12 protein-coding genes, 1 tRNA gene and 7 pseudogenes are annotated in these 17750 nt (G+C 38.4%); 4 read left to right on the top strand and 16 right to left on the bottom strand.

The annotated features are described in order from the left end of the window. Positions 1–54: 54 nt before the first annotated feature. Positions 55–2788, bottom strand: a pseudogene (locus ARADI_RS12885) (copper-translocating P-type ATPase). Positions 2789–2919: 131 nt separating this feature from the next. Here ARADI_RS12885 and cueR point away from each other — a divergent pair. Then, a pseudogene (gene cueR, locus ARADI_RS12880) lies at positions 2920–3318 on the top strand (Cu(I)-responsive transcriptional regulator). On the opposite strand, the gene ARADI_RS12875 reads toward cueR, so the two are convergent. From ARADI_RS12875 to ppiB, 9 genes and pseudogenes are all read right to left on the bottom strand, one after another. After that, the gene (locus tag ARADI_RS12875; protein WP_119712290.1) at positions 3284–3766 is read right to left on the bottom strand and encodes an NfeD family protein; all 483 of its coding nucleotides are present in this window, start codon (positions 3764–3766) and stop codon (positions 3284–3286) included. The pseudogene cueR and the gene ARADI_RS12875 sit on opposite strands and share 35 nt — an antisense overlap. Positions 3767–3782: 16 nt before the next feature. After that, positions 3783–4724, bottom strand: a complete 942-nt coding sequence (locus ARADI_RS12870; RefSeq protein WP_119712289.1) for an SPFH domain-containing protein — start codon at positions 4722–4724, stop codon at positions 3783–3785. Positions 4725–4744: 20 nt separating this feature from the next. Next, positions 4745–5602 carry a co-chaperone YbbN gene (locus ARADI_RS12865; protein WP_119712288.1) on the bottom strand — a complete coding sequence of 286 codons (858 nt, stop codon included), beginning with the start codon at positions 5600–5602 and terminating at the stop codon, positions 4745–4747. Positions 5603–5682: 80 nt separating this feature from the next. Further along, positions 5683–6453, bottom strand: a pseudogene (locus ARADI_RS12860) (SDR family oxidoreductase). 98 nt (positions 6454–6551) lie between these two features. Beyond that, positions 6552–7813: pseudogene (locus ARADI_RS12855) on the bottom strand (MFS transporter). A gap of 86 nt (positions 7814–7899) precedes the next feature. Beyond that, complete coding sequence (gene purK / locus ARADI_RS12850) at positions 7900–8988, bottom strand: 5-(carboxyamino)imidazole ribonucleotide synthase (protein WP_119712287.1); 1089 nt, start codon at positions 8986–8988, stop codon at positions 7900–7902. Next, complete coding sequence (purE, locus tag ARADI_RS12845) at positions 8985–9515, bottom strand: 5-(carboxyamino)imidazole ribonucleotide mutase (protein ID WP_119712286.1); 531 nt, start codon at positions 9513–9515, stop codon at positions 8985–8987. Before purE ends, purK begins: the two co-directional genes overlap by 4 nt. Further along, the gene (lpxH, locus tag ARADI_RS12840; protein WP_119712285.1) at positions 9515–10267 is read right to left on the bottom strand and encodes a UDP-2,3-diacylglucosamine diphosphatase; all 753 of its coding nucleotides are present in this window, start codon (positions 10265–10267) and stop codon (positions 9515–9517) included. The genes purE and lpxH overlap by 1 nt, the downstream gene beginning before the upstream one ends. Positions 10268–10276: 9 nt before the next feature. Beyond that, positions 10277–10771 (bottom strand): peptidylprolyl isomerase B, encoded by a 495-nt coding sequence (ppiB, locus tag ARADI_RS12835; protein ID WP_119712284.1) that lies wholly within the window; start codon positions 10769–10771, stop codon positions 10277–10279. 270 nt (positions 10772–11041) lie between these two features. Here ppiB and cysS point away from each other — a divergent pair, with 270 nt between their 5' ends. Continuing rightward, positions 11042–12433, top strand: coding sequence for a cysteine--tRNA ligase (gene cysS / locus ARADI_RS12830; protein WP_119712283.1), 1392 nt, complete (start codon positions 11042–11044; stop codon positions 12431–12433). Positions 12434–13051: 618 nt separating this feature from the next. Here the strand turns inward: cysS and ARADI_RS20275 are convergent. The 3 genes and pseudogenes from ARADI_RS20275 to ARADI_RS20265 all read right to left on the bottom strand — a co-directional run bounded on the left by ARADI_RS20275 (position 13052) and on the right by ARADI_RS20265 (position 14977). Continuing rightward, the gene (locus ARADI_RS20275) at positions 13052–13201 is read right to left on the bottom strand and encodes a peptide deformylase (protein WP_305000203.1); all 150 of its coding nucleotides are present in this window, start codon (positions 13199–13201) and stop codon (positions 13052–13054) included. 600 nt (positions 13202–13801) lie between these two features. After that, positions 13802–14385 (bottom strand): annotated as a pseudogene (locus ARADI_RS20270) (glycoside hydrolase family 68 protein). Further along, positions 14315–14977, bottom strand: a pseudogene (locus ARADI_RS20265) (glycoside hydrolase family 68 protein). The pseudogenes ARADI_RS20270 and ARADI_RS20265 overlap by 71 nt, the downstream one beginning before the upstream one ends. Before the next feature lie 364 nt (positions 14978–15341). On the opposite strand from ARADI_RS20265, the gene ARADI_RS21825 reads away from it, so the two are divergent. Beyond that, positions 15342–15434 carry an ogr/Delta-like zinc finger family protein gene (locus tag ARADI_RS21825; RefSeq protein ID WP_439647117.1) on the top strand — a complete coding sequence of 31 codons (93 nt, stop codon included), beginning with the start codon at positions 15342–15344 and terminating at the stop codon, positions 15432–15434. Positions 15435–15665: 231 nt separating this feature from the next. Here ARADI_RS21825 and ARADI_RS12810 read toward each other — a convergent pair. Next, positions 15666–15880: pseudogene (locus tag ARADI_RS12810) on the bottom strand (RNA-binding S4 domain-containing protein). 8 nt (positions 15881–15888) lie between these two features. After that, positions 15889–16761, bottom strand: coding sequence for a bifunctional methylenetetrahydrofolate dehydrogenase/methenyltetrahydrofolate cyclohydrolase FolD (gene folD / locus ARADI_RS12805; protein WP_119712282.1), 873 nt, complete (start codon positions 16759–16761; stop codon positions 15889–15891). Positions 16762–16948: 187 nt separating this feature from the next. Here folD and ARADI_RS12800 point away from each other — a divergent pair. After that, positions 16949–17025 (top strand) — tRNA-Arg (locus ARADI_RS12800). A gap of 70 nt (positions 17026–17095) precedes the next feature. Here the strand turns inward: ARADI_RS12800 and ARADI_RS18685 are convergent. After that, positions 17096–17389: a helix-turn-helix transcriptional regulator gene (locus ARADI_RS18685; RefSeq protein ID WP_238149457.1), complete on the bottom strand. Its 294-nt coding sequence runs from the start codon at positions 17387–17389 to the stop codon at positions 17096–17098. Positions 17390–17750 lie beyond the last annotated feature (361 nt).

Here is a 17750-nt window from a genome sequence, read left to right as displayed (position 1 = left end):
AAAACGGTAACTGAGTTTTAGTCACCGTTTTGTTAACTGGTGGATAATAATTTATTACTTAGGTTTAAATCGCAATAAATGATTTGCATTACTAATGATAGTAATTGATGACAATACCATAGAGCGACACTAGCAATAACCGGATTAAGTAAGGTTCCAGCAAATGGATAAAATAGACCTGCTGTGATGGGGATGCCCAGCGCGTTGTAAATAAATGCGTCAAACAGATTTTGTTTCATATTACGCAAAGTCCCTTGGGCAATTTGCACCGCATCAGCAACACTATGTAAGTTATCATTAATTAATGTGATAGCGGCTGTTTCAATTGCAATATCACTACCGCTCCCCATGGCAATACCAACATCAGCTCGAGCTAGAGCAGGGCGTCATTAATGCCATCACCAATCATGGCAACTTTATGACCACTCTTTTGTAGTTGTGCGATGACGGCTGCTTTTTTATCGGGCAATACACCGGCAAACACTTGGTCGATTTCCAATTCTTTAGCAATGGCATTGGCGGTGATTGGATTATCACCGGTTAACATGATCAATTGATATTTTTGCTTATGTAGCCGCTGTAAAGCGCTAATGGCGGTTTCTCGTAGTGGATCTCGAATTGAAAATAAAGCGGCTAATTGATTATCAATGGCCAGTAAGACCGGTGTGATCCCATTATTGGCTTGTTTAGCAATTAATTGATCAATTTGTTGGCTGTTAATCGAGTATTGTGACATCAGGGCTTGGGTGCCTAACAAAATTGTTTGATTGTCGATTTCACCTTTCACTCCGGCGCCGGCTAAAGTGCGGAACTGATTTACCTCTGGTAACGATAACCCAACGCTTTTCGCTAAAATCGCATTTGCTAATGGATGATTAGCACCTTTCTTAAGGGCGCCAGCAATCGACAGTACTTGGTATTGTTCAATCAAATTGATTAAAAGTATTAATTTCTGTCACTTCAGGTTTACCTAGCGTCAATGTTCCGGTTTTATCAAAAACTAAGGTGTCTAGGCTGCTAGCTTGTTGTAAGGCTTCGGCATCGCGTATTAGAGCGCTGTATTCTGCAGCGCGAGCAACATCCGTAATAATTGACATTAGCGTTGCTAAACCGAGCGAGTACACATGGGCAGGCGATTATCAGTACGCTAGTGGTAACTATTAATGCATAGCTGATTTGAGGTGATGGCCCAAAGAAATACCAAATAGTTCCGGCAATTAAGGCAATTATGATCACAGTAGGGACGAAAATAGAGGCGATTTTATCAGTCAGTAGTCCTATTGCTGGTTTACTGCTTTGTGCTTGGCGCACTAATTTAATAATGCGTGCTAAGGTGGTATATTGTCCGACTGCCGAAACGCGTAATAATGCAGTACCATCTTGTACCACCATTCCGGCATGTACTTTTTCACCTACGGTCCTATATTGTGCAATAGCCTCGCCAGTTAACATTGATTCATCTAGCCAAATTTCACCGTTAGCCAGCTCACCGTCAACGGGAATGCGATCACCGGTAGTTAGACAGATGTAATACCATACCTTATTCAACTTGAGACAGTGGCACTCTATTTTCACCTTTTTCACTAATAACCAGTGCAGTGGGTAGCGTAAGATCAAGTAATCGCCTTAGCGCATTTGATGAACGTTGACGGGCACCTTGTTCTAATGCATGGCCAAGATTAATTAAACCAATGATCATTAAACTGGCTTCATAATAAAGATGACGAGCCTGGAAAGGAAATTTATCTGGCCACAAATTAACGCTAATTGAATTTAGCCAGGCGGCATCGGTTCCAAGTGCGATCAGGGTATCCATTGTTGCACTGCCATTTTTTAGACTTCTCCAGGCGTTATAATAAAAATGGCCACCAGTTAAAACCATGATCATCAGAGTGAGCAGACCAATAAGCAGCCAGCTAAATTGATTTTTTTCACTTAACATCATATGGTTGTCAATCATGCCCCAAATCATAACGGCGATACCAATTAGTAGTGCTAAAGCAGCTTGCCAACGAAATTTGCGTATAGTGTCCTTGGTTAGCTGCTGTTGTTTTTTTCGATGTTCCATTTCATTGTCAATGATTGCGGCGTCATAACCTGCTTTTTGCACTGCTTGAATTAATACGTGATGTTTAGCTTGTCGGGTGATTAGGGCACTGCGTTCGGCTAAATTAACCTGAGCGTTTTGTACGCCTGGAATACTAAGTAACGCTTTTTGTACTTTGTTAACGCAGCTGGCACAAGTCATACCATTGATGAGTAATTGTATTGTCTCACTATCAATATTTACTTTCTCAAGTCTATCTGATGCAGTTTGTTTGCTAACTGTTTGGGTTGTCTTGCGTGATAGTGTGGCTGATTGTTAGCGAATGGAAGGATTGCTTGCTGTTTCCAATGTAGTTTGGTAGCCAGCCGACCTAACCGCCGCAATTAGCTCTGTGGGCTCGGGCAGTACCAAAAATTTGAGCTGTTTGAGTGGTTACTATGGCGGGCGGCAACACCACTGATATTTTCCAATGTTTGTTGTGTTTTATTGACACAGTTGCGGCAATTGAGCCCTGTAAGCTGTAGTGTAATATCAGGCTGTGTTGCCACTTTCCCTTGGTAATCGGCTTGTTCGATGGTTTTAATCATATCTTGTACTGAAGCAGAACCGGTAACTTTGGCATAATTAAGTGTAACGGCAACTTGTTGTATGTCTGGTCGTGCTTTCAGCACTTTAGTTAGCTTGCTTAATACAATTGGAGCAAGTCAGTCCTTGTAGCGCTAGAATGGTGATATTAGGTATGATTGACACTCCTAATGCATACAATAAATTAATTGGTATAATGCTAATTACGTCCTAACATTTATGGCTGAAATAACCTCGATTATGATAAAGGTTAAACCTTCTAGTAAGGTTAAGGTCAAGGAGAAATGATGAATATTACTCAAGTTGCAGAGAAAACGGGATTAAGCGCCAAGATAATTCGGTTTTATGAGGAAAAGTCATTAATTACTCCGCCAACGAGAAGTGAAAATGGCTATCGCCATTATTAACCTACTCACTTGGAAGAATTAACATTATTAAAGCAAGCTAGGGAGGTTGGATTTACGTTAAAAGAGTGTCGGAAATTACTTGAACTTTTCTGTAATCCACGTCGCCACAGTGCGGATATAAAAGCGGCGACGTTAAATAAAATTAGTGAAATTGAAAAAACCATTACCGAACTTAATCTGATCCGCGATAGTTTGCTTTCATTGGTTGCATCGTGTCCAGGGGATGACAATGCAAAATGCCCGATTATTTATCATCTGGTTGGTCATCATGTTGATTAGACCAAACCGGTTTGACTGTTAGCGTAATACCATCGACGTCAATCACTTCGACTTCAGTGTTAGCTAATAATTGCTGAGAACAATAAACCCGCCAGCTACCATCAGCTAGTCGTATTCTGCTATAGCCATTATTGGTATCTGAGATTAAACGTGCTTTTGTGCCAATTAATTGATGTTGTTTTTGATTAGGTTCATCGGACATTGATTTATTACGTATACTAAGCCATTTACGCCAACCCAATACAGAAAGAATGATCATAATCGCAAATAATAGACCTTGCCAATCGCAACTCATTTCAGGTATAAGCCAGGTAATAAGCGCCATGATAACGGCAGCAACACCAGACCAGAGTAGATAACCGCCGGCACCGAGTAGCTCAGCAATTAACAGTAATCCACCTAAACAGAGCCAAAACCAGGCTGGTTGCCCAATTATTTGCTCAAGCATCGTTTAATACCTCTAGTTATGTTTGATTGCTTTTTTGGCTATCGCGTTTTTTGTTGTTTTGAAATAGTTCAGTGATTCCACTAATAGCACCCATTAAATTACTTGCTTCAAGAGGCATCATAATCACTTTGCTGTTATCAGCTTTACCAATATTGGTTAGCGCCTCGGTATATTTTTGTGCAATAAAATAGTTTATCGCCTGCATATTACCATTGGCAATGGCATTAGAGACCATTTGGGTTGCTTTGGCTTCGGCTTCTGCCGTGCGCTCTCGCGCTTCAGCATGTAGAAATGCTGATTGACGTTCACCTTCCGCTTTTAAAATTTGTGACTGCTTTTCACCTTCCGCTTTTAGGATAGCTGCCTGGCGTACCCCTTCGGCCTCAAGAATGTCAGCGCGCTTAGTTCGCTCTGCTTTCATTTGCGCATTCATGGCATTAATTAATTCTTTCGGTGGTCGAACATCACGGATTTCAATCCGGGTGATTTTAAGCCCCCAGGTATTGGTGGCTTCATCGACAATATGCAGTAAACGACCATTGATTACATCTCGTTGAGATAAAATTTCATCCAGTTCCATCGCTCCTAATACCGTGCGAATATTGGTCATGGTGAGATTAATTACAGATAATTCAAGGTTATTCACTTCGTATGCGGCGCGAACGGGATCAACAACTTGAATAAAGCAAACGGCATCAATAGTGACATTGGCATTATCTTTAGAAATAACTTCTTGCGATGGAACATCGAAAACTCGTTCCATCATGTTGATTTTTCGTCCAATTTTATCCATGAACGGAACAATGAAATGTAAACCCGGTAGTAGTGTACGGGTGTAGCGGCCAAAACGTTCAACCGTCCATTGAAAACCTTGTGGCACAGTTTTCACACAAGTTAAAACAATGACAATAGCAACAAAAATAATTATGGGTATGGCACCAAAAGAAAATAAGTCCATCGCGTTTTTCCTGTTTGATGTTAGTAAAGTAGTGAATAAATTTGATGACGGTAGCGATTTGTTAATGGATCACTAGAGCCTAAGGCAGATAAAATATCCATCATCTTTTTTTTCACAGAACCGTCTCCTGCCGATAAATCTTTCTTAAGAAATGTTAGCAAAATTTCTAATGCTTCTTCATTTCTATTCACTTCATGTAGTTTGAGTGCCAGTTGTACCGCTAGTTCGGCGTTTTCTGGCTGTTGAGCGAAAGGCTCTTGTAATTGCTTAATTTCCGGTGTATCAGCGGCTTTCTTTTGTAGTTCAATTTGGGCTAATAAACCTTGATAACGGCTATCTTGATCTTGAATAGCAATGGTGTTCAAAATTTTCTGGCTTTCATCTAATTGGTTGAGGGTAATTAATGCTTCTGCATAAGTTAGGCTAATATCACTATTTTTAGGCGCTAGTTGATATGCTTCTTTTAGCAAGAGCAAAGCTTCGGCGTTTTTTCCAGCGGCCATTAATTTAGTCGCTTGAGTAATTTTTAATTCTTCTGCTTTAGGTAGAACATGCGTTAACATTTCGCGGATAAATTCTTCAGATTGAGGTCCTTGAAAGCCATCAACCGGTTGACCTTGCTGTAATAAATAGACAGTTGGAATGGCACGTAATCCAAACTGAGCGGCAACCATTTGCTCGGTGTCACAATTGACTTTTGCTAGCGTGAATTGGCCAGCATATTCAGCCGCTAATTTATCCAGCGTGGTACCTAAGGTTTGGCAATGAGGGCTTTGTGGTGACCAAAAATAGAAAACAACCGGTTGCGTCATTGATTGTTCGATGACTTGTTGCAGATTAGATTCCTTTACGTCGATGGCATAAGCAGCTGCTAGCATGATGTTTTTCTTAAATTATGTTCGGTTATCCTTATAAAATAAGCTCAAACTTAGTTATTTCAAGGGGAAAAAGATATTTGTTATGTTAAAAATTTATTCATTAAACGATCAGGTAATAGACGTTTCATAAAGGCAATAGCGTAAGTTAATAGTGTTACTGGGTAGCGAATTTTAGGCTTGGGACTCTCTAATACATGGAGTAGTCGTTTGACAACGTGTTCTGGCGTTAATGCTAGCCTTGCAGCGATAGTTGGATTTTCAACCGGATTATTTTTGTTGGTTTGATCGACGTTGTCAGTAAAACGTGTCTTAATTGGACCAGGTTCGATAATACAAACTTGTATACCCGATCCTTTTAGTTCAAGACGAAGTGCATCTGACCAAGCCTCTAAAGCATGTTTACTGACCGCGTAGCCTCCACGACCAGCAGAAGAGACAATTCCTAACACCGAGCTGGTCTGAATAATACGCCCTTCGTTATAAGGCAGCATGGCCGGTAGCAATAAAGTGGTGAGCTGATGGATACTAAAAAAATTAGTGGAAAACTGCTGCTCTAGTTGTTGTCGGCTGATGGTATTTAGTGAGTGAGCCATGGACACCGTAACCGGCATTGTTAAATAAGGCATATAATCGGCCATTAGTTAATTCGATAACTTGTTGGGCTGCTTGTTTTACACTTTCTGCATTATCCATATCGATTTTAATCGGTTTAAAGCCTAGTGTTTTCATGGTAATTAAATCTGCTTCTTTACGACAACCCGCTAATATTCGATAACCTTTGGTTAGCAAAATTTTGGCAGCTTATAATCTAATACACTTGAGGTTCCGGTAATAAAAATCACTCTTTTCATGGTTTTTGATCTCAATAAAATTATCATGCTACATACTAGTATTGATTCTTAATGCCAACAGATAAAGTGCTAAATAAGTAAAATAACTCTGTTTTTAATTACAATTTATAATTTTGAGGCAATCGCTGCACTGGCGGTTTCATTAATAATGTTAGTGATAAAATAATAAAAACAGGAATAGTAATAATTAAAAATGCCGGCGTAAAACTCGCTGTATAACCTTTGATTATTCCGCCGAAGAATGGGGCAAAACAGGCGCAAGTAGAGAATAAATTCATGACAGAAAAAAGCTCCAGGTATGGACCTCGACCAAAATAGTTAGCCAGTAAAACACTTGACGCTAGAAAGGTCATGCCATAATCGACTCCAACACCAATAGTAAATAAGATTAGCCACAGCCAGATTGTGGCAAAACTGAGAGCAATAAGTCCACAAATAATAATTATTAAACTACTTATTAATAATTTTTTGGGTTTTAGCTGCTCACCGACTGCACCGCCAGCCAAGCGAGAGAAGGCGTTGATAAACGCCATTGCACTTAAGGAACCTGCGGCAATTGTTTCGCTAAAACCTTGTTCTATGATGTGGGCAACAGCAAAGCTATTAACGGTAATACCGCACCAAAGAAAGGCGGTATAGCTAGCGACAATGATATAAAATTGCCAGGTGCGTAGGGCACCACTGGCAGTCCATATTTCTTTCGTTTTGTAGATTGTTTCTGAAGAGTGTTGTGTCAGTTTGTCTGCGATCCGTTTTGGTATGTAAAATTTCACGCTGGCCTTCGCGTAAGGTTAATAGTGTAATAAAAACAACAATGGCCAAACAAAGCGCTGAAATGATCCATTGTATGCGCCATGAACCCCAGACACGTGTTACCAGAAAATAGATCCAAGGGCCTACTACACCGCCTAAGTCGCCAATAGTAAAGTAGAAGCCAAAAGCGAGCGATTGTTTTTCAAACAATCGCGAAATAACATAAGTACCTGGCAACGTTGCTAAAAAAGTAAAGCCAATACCTAACAAGGCAGTACCAGAGAAAAGTAATCAAATAAACTGGCGGTAGAATAGAGGCAATAAAAGCCAAGGATAAAAATAGTAAGGCCGAATAATAATGTTATTCGAAGACCCGGTTTACGGATCATTAAGGTGGGCAGATAGCTTGATAAACCACAGGTTAATCCTAATATCGTGAACCCCAGTCCTGCTTTGCTCAGTTCCAATTGAATTCATTAATCATGCTAGGTAGTACGACACCTAGAGAAGTAAAAGTAGTGGCTGTTGATAAGAAGTAAATTAATCCCAATAAAACTAACATATACCATGGGTAAATAGGACCAAATATTTGTTGTTGTGCAGGCATTATGACTACTAAGCAGACAACTATTGCATGAAAACAGTAAGCTTAACAATAAACTGGCTTATTCAACATGGTAGTTGTTGTTATTTTCACTCATCGTGTCGTGGGGAATGGATTAATTTTGTGTTTAGCCATCCAATACTATCGTTATATTCACTAGGAAGTAAAGTTTGTATTGTATTTAATGAGTTTTTTATCGCTTGCTGACTGTTACTACACAAATTTAGATGGCCTACTTTGCGCGCTGGACGAACGTCTTTTTTATACCAATGTAGGTGAACTAAAGGTAATGACAACCATGCAGGATTTAACGCTGTACCTATCAAATTAATCATGACTGCCGTAGTTTCTATATTAGGGGTAGGAATTGGTAGATTTGAAATGGCTCGCAGATGGAGTTCAAATTGACTTATAGATGCGCCATTTTGCGTCCAGTGACCACTATTATGAACACGTGGTGCTAATTCGTTAATTAGCAGTTTATCATTTAAAATAAAACATTCCATTGTCATCACACCCACATAATTTAATTTTGTCATAATGGTCGACAGCATCAATTCTGCCTGAGTTTGCAATTTTTTATCTGGCTGAGGAAAAGCGATACTTGCTCGTAGTATTCCCTCTTGATGCAGATTGTATGTTAGCGGGTAAAAAATACATTGGCCATTTATATTACGTGCACCGACGAGTGAAACTTCGCCTAAAAAAGGAATGGCTTTTTCAACAATTGCTTGACCATAAATCTCAGCTGGCAGTATTGATAGGTTATCCGGTGTGATACGCCATTGTCCACGGCCGTCATAACCACCAGTACGACATTTAACAATAACAAAATCGCCTAACTCGGTAAATAATTGTGGCCATTGTGTTCGATTGGTAAGAGGTTGCCAGGGAGCCGTCGTTAAGGCTAAAGAATCTAGCAATTGCTTTTGTGACAACCGTTCGGCCAGTTGCGGAAAGATATCGCGATTAATAAAGCTAGCTTGGCGAGCTAATTCACAGGTAAGCGGCGTTTCGGGCCAGCGCTCAATTTCGGTTGTTATGATGCTGTGTTGATAGGGGATAGTTTCTAATTTATCATCGATACCGATAGGATAAACACGAATACCTAACGGCTCTCCTGCTTGGCGTAACATGCGGCCTAACTGGCCATTACCAAGGACGCAAATCGATTTCATTCCACCTCCCGTGGATCGGGATTGCTTAAGACGTCATTAGTTTGTTTTAAACGCCAGATTGATAAACGCTCATAAAGTTCATTATCTGTACCAGCAAGAAATTGGGCTGCCAGCAATGCCGCATTGGCTGCCCCAGCTTTACCAATTGCGAAGGTAGCCACTGGAATGCCCTTTGGCATTTGAACAATCGAATAAAGGCTATCAATACCATTAAGTGTCGCTGTTACAACAGGAACACCAAAAACAGGAACTAACGTTTTAGCTGCTAGCATACCGGGTAAATGTGCGGCTCCACCAGCACCGGCAATGATAATTTGCAATCCTTTTTCTTTTACTTGTTCAGCAAAGGTGAAGAGTTTATCTGGGGTGCGATGAGCAGAAACAATTTCTACTTGATAGAGTAGTTCTAGTTCATTAAGTATATCGGCCGCATATTTCATCGTGCTCCAGTCGCTTTTGGAGCCCATTACGATGGCAATTTTGGCGTTGGAATATGACGGTTTCTGTGCATCAAATTGAGCGATCATTAATTTGTTGCTCCTGGATTTAAGTCATTTATTGATGGCAAATTAAGCAGTTCGATAGTTTTAGGCGTTATTTTGATCACTGAGCCATTTTTATCCCAGGCACCTAACACCGCTCGGTGTAATATTTTACCATTAACATTAATTTTATGGATAGCAAGTCGATGCGTATGGCCGTGGATCATCCAATCGACTTGATATTTTCGAAATTTTTTAATTACTGTTTGTTCATTAACATCGGTAATATACTCTGGCTTAAGTTGGGTGGCTGATTGGCTATTCTTACGCATTCTTTCAGCGATACGGTGGCGGGTAGATAACGGGAGCGATAGAAATAGCCGTTGCAACCAGCGATTATATACTCGTTTTCGATAACGCTGATAGGAAATATCATCAGTACAAAGTGTATCACCGTGTAAAATAAGGATATTATGGCCATGTAGCGTTAATACTTTCTCTGCTGGTAATAAAATCATGCCACTTTCTTTGGCAAATTTCTTACCCAGTAAAAAATCACGATTACCATGAATAAAGTAGCAGGGAACACCTTTACTTTGCAGTTCCTTAAGTTTTTGCGCTATAGCTTCATGTAGCAGGCTGGGATCATCATCACCGATCCAATAATCAAAAAAATCACCTAAAATATACAAAGCCTTAGCTTGGCTCGCTTGTTCGTGTAAGAAATGCAGAAAACCGGCAGTGATAGCCGGCTCTTTTTCACTTAAATGTAAGTCAGCAATAAATAAGATTGCCATAGTTTGTAATTATTCGTTAACCGTTATGCGTTTGATGATAACATCTTCAACTGGTACATCTTGATGTAAACCACTACGACCTGTTTCGACTCCTTTAATTTTATCAACAATATCCATTCCTTCAACTACTTCGCCAAAAACACAGTAACCCCAGCCATTTTGCTGTTCTGAACGGAAATTTAGAAAGTCGTTGTCGACAACATTAATAAAGAATTGTGCTGTGGCTGAATGTGGATCATTGGTTCTAGCCATCGCGAGCGTACCACGGTTATTTTTTAATCCGTTATTCGCTTCATTTTTGATTGGATCCTTGGTCGTTTTTTGCTGCATTCCGGGTTCAAAACCGCCACCCTGGATCATAAATCCATTAATAACGCGATGAAAAATCGTGTTACCGTAAAATCCATCACGACAATAGTTTAAAAAATTTTTTACCGTTATGGGCGATTTTTCATCAAAAGTTTTAATGACAATATCGCCTAAATTGGTGTGAAAAGTTACCATAATCACTATCCTGATAAATCGTTATAAGTAATGTAAAAATCAAAAAGCAAAGTAATCAATTTAAAACAGATCAACTATTTTATACTATATTGGGTTAATTGCGTCAGTATTTGTGGAATATTGAATAATTTCCTTGCGCCTTGTAGTTGCATAACTCAGAATATAGGGCTCCAATAGTTGTGCTTATTGGTAGCAATGGCCTCTTACATAGTCTTGTAATTAAAATAAACTATTTACCGCATGTACCGGCTGATGATGGAAAAAGTCTCAATGTTAAAAATTTATAATACACTAAATCGTCAAAAAGAAGAGTTTAGACCAATTACCCCAGGCAAAATTGGCATGTACGTGTGTGGTGTTACTATTTATGATTTATGTCATATTGGTCATGGCAGAACTTTTGTCGCTTTTGATGTGATTAGCCGTTATTTGCGTTTTCTTGGTTATGACCTGACTTATGTACGTAATATTACTGATGTAGATGATAAGATAATCAAACGGGCAGCTGAAAATAATGAAACATGCGACGCTTTGAAATCACGCATGTTGTCTGAAATGTATAAGGATTTTGATGCGTTAAATATTTTGCGCCCCGATTTTGAACCAAGAGCAACTGACCATATTAAAGAAATTATTGATTTGACCGCGCGCCTAATTGAGCGTGGCCATGCTTATATTGCAGACAATGGTGATGTCATGTTCGCTATTAATAGCGATTCTGATTATGGACTATTATCCCGCCAAGATCTCGAGCAATTACAAGCTGGAGCACGGGTTGAAGTCACGGATGCCAAGCGTAATCCATTAGATTTTGTGCTATGGAAAATGTCTAAACCGAATGAGCCAAGTTGGTCTTCCCCTTGGGGAGATGGGCGACCAGGTTGGCATATAGAGTGTTCAGCCATGAATGGTAAACAACTGGGTGAACATTTTGATATCCATGGTGGTGGGGCAGATTTGATGTTTCCTCATCATGAAAATGAAATAGCTCAATCATCCTGTGCCCATAATGGCCCCTATGTAAACTATTGGATGCATACTGGAATGGTTATGGTAGATCGGGAGAAAATGTCAAAATCATTAAATAATTTCTTTACCATTCGTGATGTATTGACACATTATGATGCCGAAACGGTGCGTTATTTTTTATTATCAGGGCATTACCGTAGTCAATTAAATTATACCGAAGAAAATTTAAAGCAAGCTCGCACCACGCTTAAGCGTCTTTATACCGTTTTACGAGATACTGATACTAATAATTTTATATCTACAGATAATGAAATATTTAAGCGGCGTTTTATGCAGGCAATGAACGATGATTTTAATACGCCGGAGGCTTATTCAGTTCTATTTGATTTGGCAAGAGAAATTAATCGACTGAAAATCGATGATATGGCAATGGCAAATGGATTAGCCGTACAATTACGCCAATTAGCCAATATCTTGGGGTTATTAACACAGAATCCTGAACAATTCTTACAAAGTCGAGCACAAGTTTCTCACAGCGCTGACATAGAAAAAATTGAGACATTAATTAAGCAACGTAATGATGCACGCGAAAACAAATTATGGGCGCAGGCTGATTCAGCGCGTGATGAACTGACTAAAATGGGCATTATATTAGAGGATAGTCCGCAAGGAACCGTATGGCGTCGTAAGTAAAAAAACAGGTTCAAGTTTTAGTCTATTTATGGTTGTTAGATTGATTGTTTTTAGCTAAGTTTTGGTTTGTTGTGTAAGTTGTGTAAACAGAATGTTTCTTTATAGGATTTATTTCATCAGTAAACTATAAATCAATTCAGCCACCATGAGATCGCCAGTGCCGGCTGTACCAATAATTTTACAAGCCGGCAGTTTTGCCAACTATATTCCGCTATTATTAATCCGCATAGGCTCCTCTTTGCCTAATGATATTATTATGTGATAAATATCCTCTTTTGTGATCGTAAGATTGTTTGTTGAATATCCAGTAAAGCAGCAAGTGAATGAACAGCCCATATTGCAGTTGGTATCGATTCTAATTTATTTACACTGGTACTTAAGCGATTCTTTAAGTTTAGTAACTTATAAGCTTAATTCATTATTAATGTGTCAAAAACAAATATTGCTTTGATAGTTCGTCATATTTTCATTAATAAGTGAATTTGATTGAGTATAAATTATTTCTAAATAACATAATGTTTTACCAAAGCTTTTCCTGTTAATACGACATTACCTTTATTTTTCTATTTTCATTATGTTTAAAGCTTCGGAGGTTGAAACAAATCGGCAATCATTACATCAATAATCAATATATAATTTACCATTTAAATGATCTATTTCATGCTGAATAAGCCTAGCCAAAAATTCTGTTGCGTGAATACTTATTTTCTTACCTTCTAATGTATAAGCCTCATAATGTATTTCATTGTAGCGATAAACTTCACCGATCTTATTTGGTATTTAAAAACAACCTTCCCAATCTTTAGACCTGCATTTAATATAGGGGTATAAAACGGATTTATTAGTATCGTCGGTGATAAAGTATCATAAACATATTTACGTTTTTCTTTTGCGTCTGGAGGTATCTAAATAATTACGATTTGAAATGGATAACCAATTTGAGGTGCGGCTAAACCGGCTTGTTTTCCTAAAGGACTTTTTAAATTATGGAAAAATTTTGGCAAAGTAGAAATAATTTTTTTTTTGCTTGCTATTTAGCGGGAATATTACAGATATTGCTGATATTGAGCAAATATTATGATCGTCTTCTTCAATAGTAACTAATCGTACCGTATCTTTCATATTATTACCTTTATTACTATTTGTTAATGCATAACAGAAACTGATTTTATAAAGGAATAGTAGAATCACATACAAAAATATTTTCTTCATAATTGCTAATATTCTTTTAGTTTATATAGGAGTCACTCAGAATATTGATTGACATTTGAGTTGAATAATCAAGTGTATTTTTTACTCTTCATTATGTGTTTTAAGCGATATTTTATAATAAAATCGAAAATATCGCTCAATATCAAGATAATTTATTTATCTGACAACTATATTTTTTAGCGGTGGAATAAAGCCATAATCAAACTGTTTGACGACAAAAGTTCTATTACCAACAATTTTAATTTGCACAGTCGGTGCTTCAGTACCACCGATATGAAATTTGTGACCACGACCGGGAACATTATCGATGAATGAAGTGACAAGACCGTTAGGCATAACATATGTGAGTAAGTCTGAAACGGTTGGGAAGATGGATTGCCTAACACTAAACCAGAACTGTTAAGTGGTGTGTAAGGGCCGAATAATGAATCGCTGATAAAACCATAAACAGCATCTGGGCCTTTCAAACCATCGGCATAAGTGTATTGATGACTAATGGTAAAAAGATAATATTTACCATCTTTAAATACAAAATGTGGACGCTCTGTTTGATTATTTACACCTACAGCGGTGAACAATGGAGGAAGTATTTCCCAATTATTTCCCGTGCTGTATCTTGCAACTGCAAAACCAATACAACCAACTTGATACTTAGCGTCGCCCACATCTTCAAAACCTGGCGGCACATTTGCCCATATCAGTGCTAAAAATAATATGGGAGCCTCTATCACCGGCAACATTACCCTCAAAGACCATATAAAGATTGCCATCATTGGGATCAATGAAAGGGCAAGGATCGCGGAAATTCCAATACTCATTCTGTTCTTCTGTCTGATAATAAACGCCATCGGCAGAGAAAAGTGGGATAACCTTGTCAAAGCCACTTAGTTTTACACTATTATTGTTAGTTTGCACTTTACCACTAACTTTAGCGATAGTAGTGCCAGGTGTAACACAGGTATAATAAAGATCAATGTCACCGTTATCATTTAGTAAAATAGGAGTACCGGCCCACTCATGTTCTGTTGGCGATACGCCATCATTCATTACTAGGCTACCGTATTACCAACTCTTACTATTTCTGGCGTACCAAAAGCACATACGTGCTCGGCCATGTCGATCATTCCAATCTTTAACAATATCGTAATTACCATTTTTGTCTTTAAATCGGTCGGGTTGTTTCACTGCCGTGAGAGTAAAAATAATCGACCAACCATTTACTGATACAATATTGACCTTGGGTTGAGTTTTTGTTTGATCATCGAAATGCACCTTAAGTGCATCAGCTCGCGTCCAACAACTAGTAATAACTCTATCTCTTAGTATGTCCATGATTTAAGTTAATCTCCTTATCTTTACAGGAGTATTTAATCTAACAATAAAAAAACAAATTTCTAACGTTAAAAAAATCTATCGTCAACCACACAACAAAAAGGATAAAATGACGCGTTGCGGCTTAATAAAGAAAAGCGAGTGGTGATGTAGGTAGTGGTAAATATATTGAAATATCAAATAATCAACAAAAAATAGATGGTTCTTGCTATCTAACCTTGGTATAACGAGTTGATATTCCATTTTTAATGGATATTGATTTAAATAGCGCTAGTACTGAAGTAAAAGGTAGAGATTTATAACGAAAACAGATCACTTTACTTCTATATAAATTACTCAATCTTAAGTTTTTTAGGAGGTGTATATGATGCGTTGCCCTGTTTGTAAAAATACCGCTCATACTAGAACGAGCTGTTACTTAACTAACAAAACTAATGAATCTTATTATCAACGTTAAAATATAAGATGTTCTTGTACCTTTAAAACATTAGAAAGTTTAGCCAGAATAATTTCTGCTCCAGAGACAGAAGAAAATTTTACTATTGTTACTTGATAAGAATAATATTATGAAATATTCACTCATTAGCTTTAAAAGCTGTAAATCATTACTTAAAAATGAGTAAAAATTAAGCAGAAGATTAGCCCCCGTTATAAGGGGCATTGTTAAATATTTTTTTATAATTGATGATTACTCTTTAACTATTACGCTATTATTAATTAAAGTGACAATATTATTTTTGCTAATTTTACAGCGTTTACGGGTTTCAACTTCACCATCAACTTTCACATCACTTTGGGCGATAAGCGCTTTGGCTGCGGCGCCGCTATATCTACCCAACCTTGCAATTTCAATAAATTACATAATTTAATATAAGGCTGCCCATTTAGATGAAAGATGTCCATTTTATCGCCTATTGGTTAGTATTTTGAATATCATGATATTCTTCACAAGCTTGTAAGGTATTTTGCATAAGTGTTGCCACTGTCATTGGGCCAACGCCACCAGGCACAGGAGTGATCCAGCTAGCGCGTTGTTGTGCTTCTTGATAGCAGACATCGCCGGTAACGGTGCCATTTTTAAGCCGATTAATTCCCACATCGATAATAATGGCACCCGGTTTTATCCATTCACAGGGTATAAAACTTGGTTTACCAATAGCCACCGCTAGCAAATCAGCCTGCTCTATATGTTGACGTAAATTAGTAGTAAAGCGGTGGGTGACAGTAGTTGTACAACCAGCAAGTAGCAATTCCATGCTCATCGGGCGACCTACGATATTTGAAGCACCAACGATAACCGCATTTAAACCAAGTAGATTAATTTGGTAGCGCTCAAGTAAGGTAATAATGCCGCGAGGGGTACAAGGGCGTAGTCTTGGGGCTCGTTGGCAAAGACGGCCTATGTTATAAGGATGAAAACCGTCAACATCTTTGTCTGGATGTATATGTTCTAATATCTTGATATAGTCAATAGTTTTGGGCAGTGGTAATTGAACCAGGATGCCATCAATTGCCTTGTCATTATTAAATTGAGCAATTAATTGTAAAAGTTCAGACTCAGTGGTTTTTTCCGCTAAATCATATGAGCGAGAAATAAAACCAACCGCTTCACAAGTACGACGTTTACTGTTTACGTAGATCTGTGAAGCCGGATCATTACCGACTAAAATGACTGCAAGTCCGGGAGCTCGCTTGCCTAGTGACAGTCTCAATTTAACTTTTTCGGCAATTTCCTGTTTGATTGTTTCGGAAATCATTTTTCCGTCAATAATTTTTGCTGACATTTATTTCATTAATCCATAAAAACATTGTGATACTGCTATTTTGTCAGAAGAAAGGGATGCTGTCAGTTTTATTAGTAGCCAGAAAATGAGCAGATAGATAATTTTTCATTGAAAAGACATTGACTTAGTGCTCAGCAACCGTATAATCCAACGACATTATTTTATTATTGAATAAGCGTTTTTTTAAGCGCCCTTAGCTCAGCTGGATAGAGCAACGGCCTTCTAAGCCGTTGGTCGTAGGTTCGAATCCTACAGGGCGCGCCAATAAAATTAAGGTGTTAAGCAGATTAGTACGAGGTTAAGTTAAAAAATCAAGGTCAAGCAATGGGTCAAGTTAGTTATTCTGTAATTCAACCCACTTGTTGTAACTTTCCTCTGACCAACCAAGAAAAAGTCCGCCCAGCGTTACCTTAGGCTTCGGAAATTTACCCCTTTTGACCATCCTCCAAATTGTTGTTCTGCTTTTATTTAATTTCGTCTCCATCTCTTCATATCCCATAAATCTTGTAGTATCGAATGTCGCCTCTGTTTGCTGTCTGTTAACTTTAGTGGCGCGCTGTGCAGCTAACCATACCTTCCGAGCCTGCTCAATACGGAGATGACTCCACACATACCGACGCTCTGACATATCGCCAAAGCCGTCTGGAACAGTTTCACTAAGAAAATCATCAAAGGTTTTAATCACTTCAAACCTTTTTTTTCATTGTTTCAAGCAGAATATTCCGCAGTTCGTGTTTTAAGTTAATCCTATTCCACTCGAATAATATGATGTGTGTCATAATGACCTCTGCTAAAATCAAGCCGCTGCTCCGTTCGTCATGACGGGCTAGCAGGTAGGGGAATTATGAATCGTAGGAATGGGATTTTTAGTGACGTGATGAAGGAGAGTGAGCCTATCGCGCTACCAATGTATTTAACTTGACATTCTGTATCTCACCGCTGCTAATTTTTAGCGCTAGTTCCGGTCGCTAAATATATTATGGATGCTT

This window comes from Arsenophonus endosymbiont of Aleurodicus floccissimus (genome assembly GCF_900343025.1).
Classification (GTDB): domain Bacteria; phylum Pseudomonadota; class Gammaproteobacteria; order Enterobacterales; family Enterobacteriaceae; genus Arsenophonus.
Note: the sequence above shows the minus strand (reverse complement) of the source record. Positions and strands in the feature narration are given on the sequence as shown.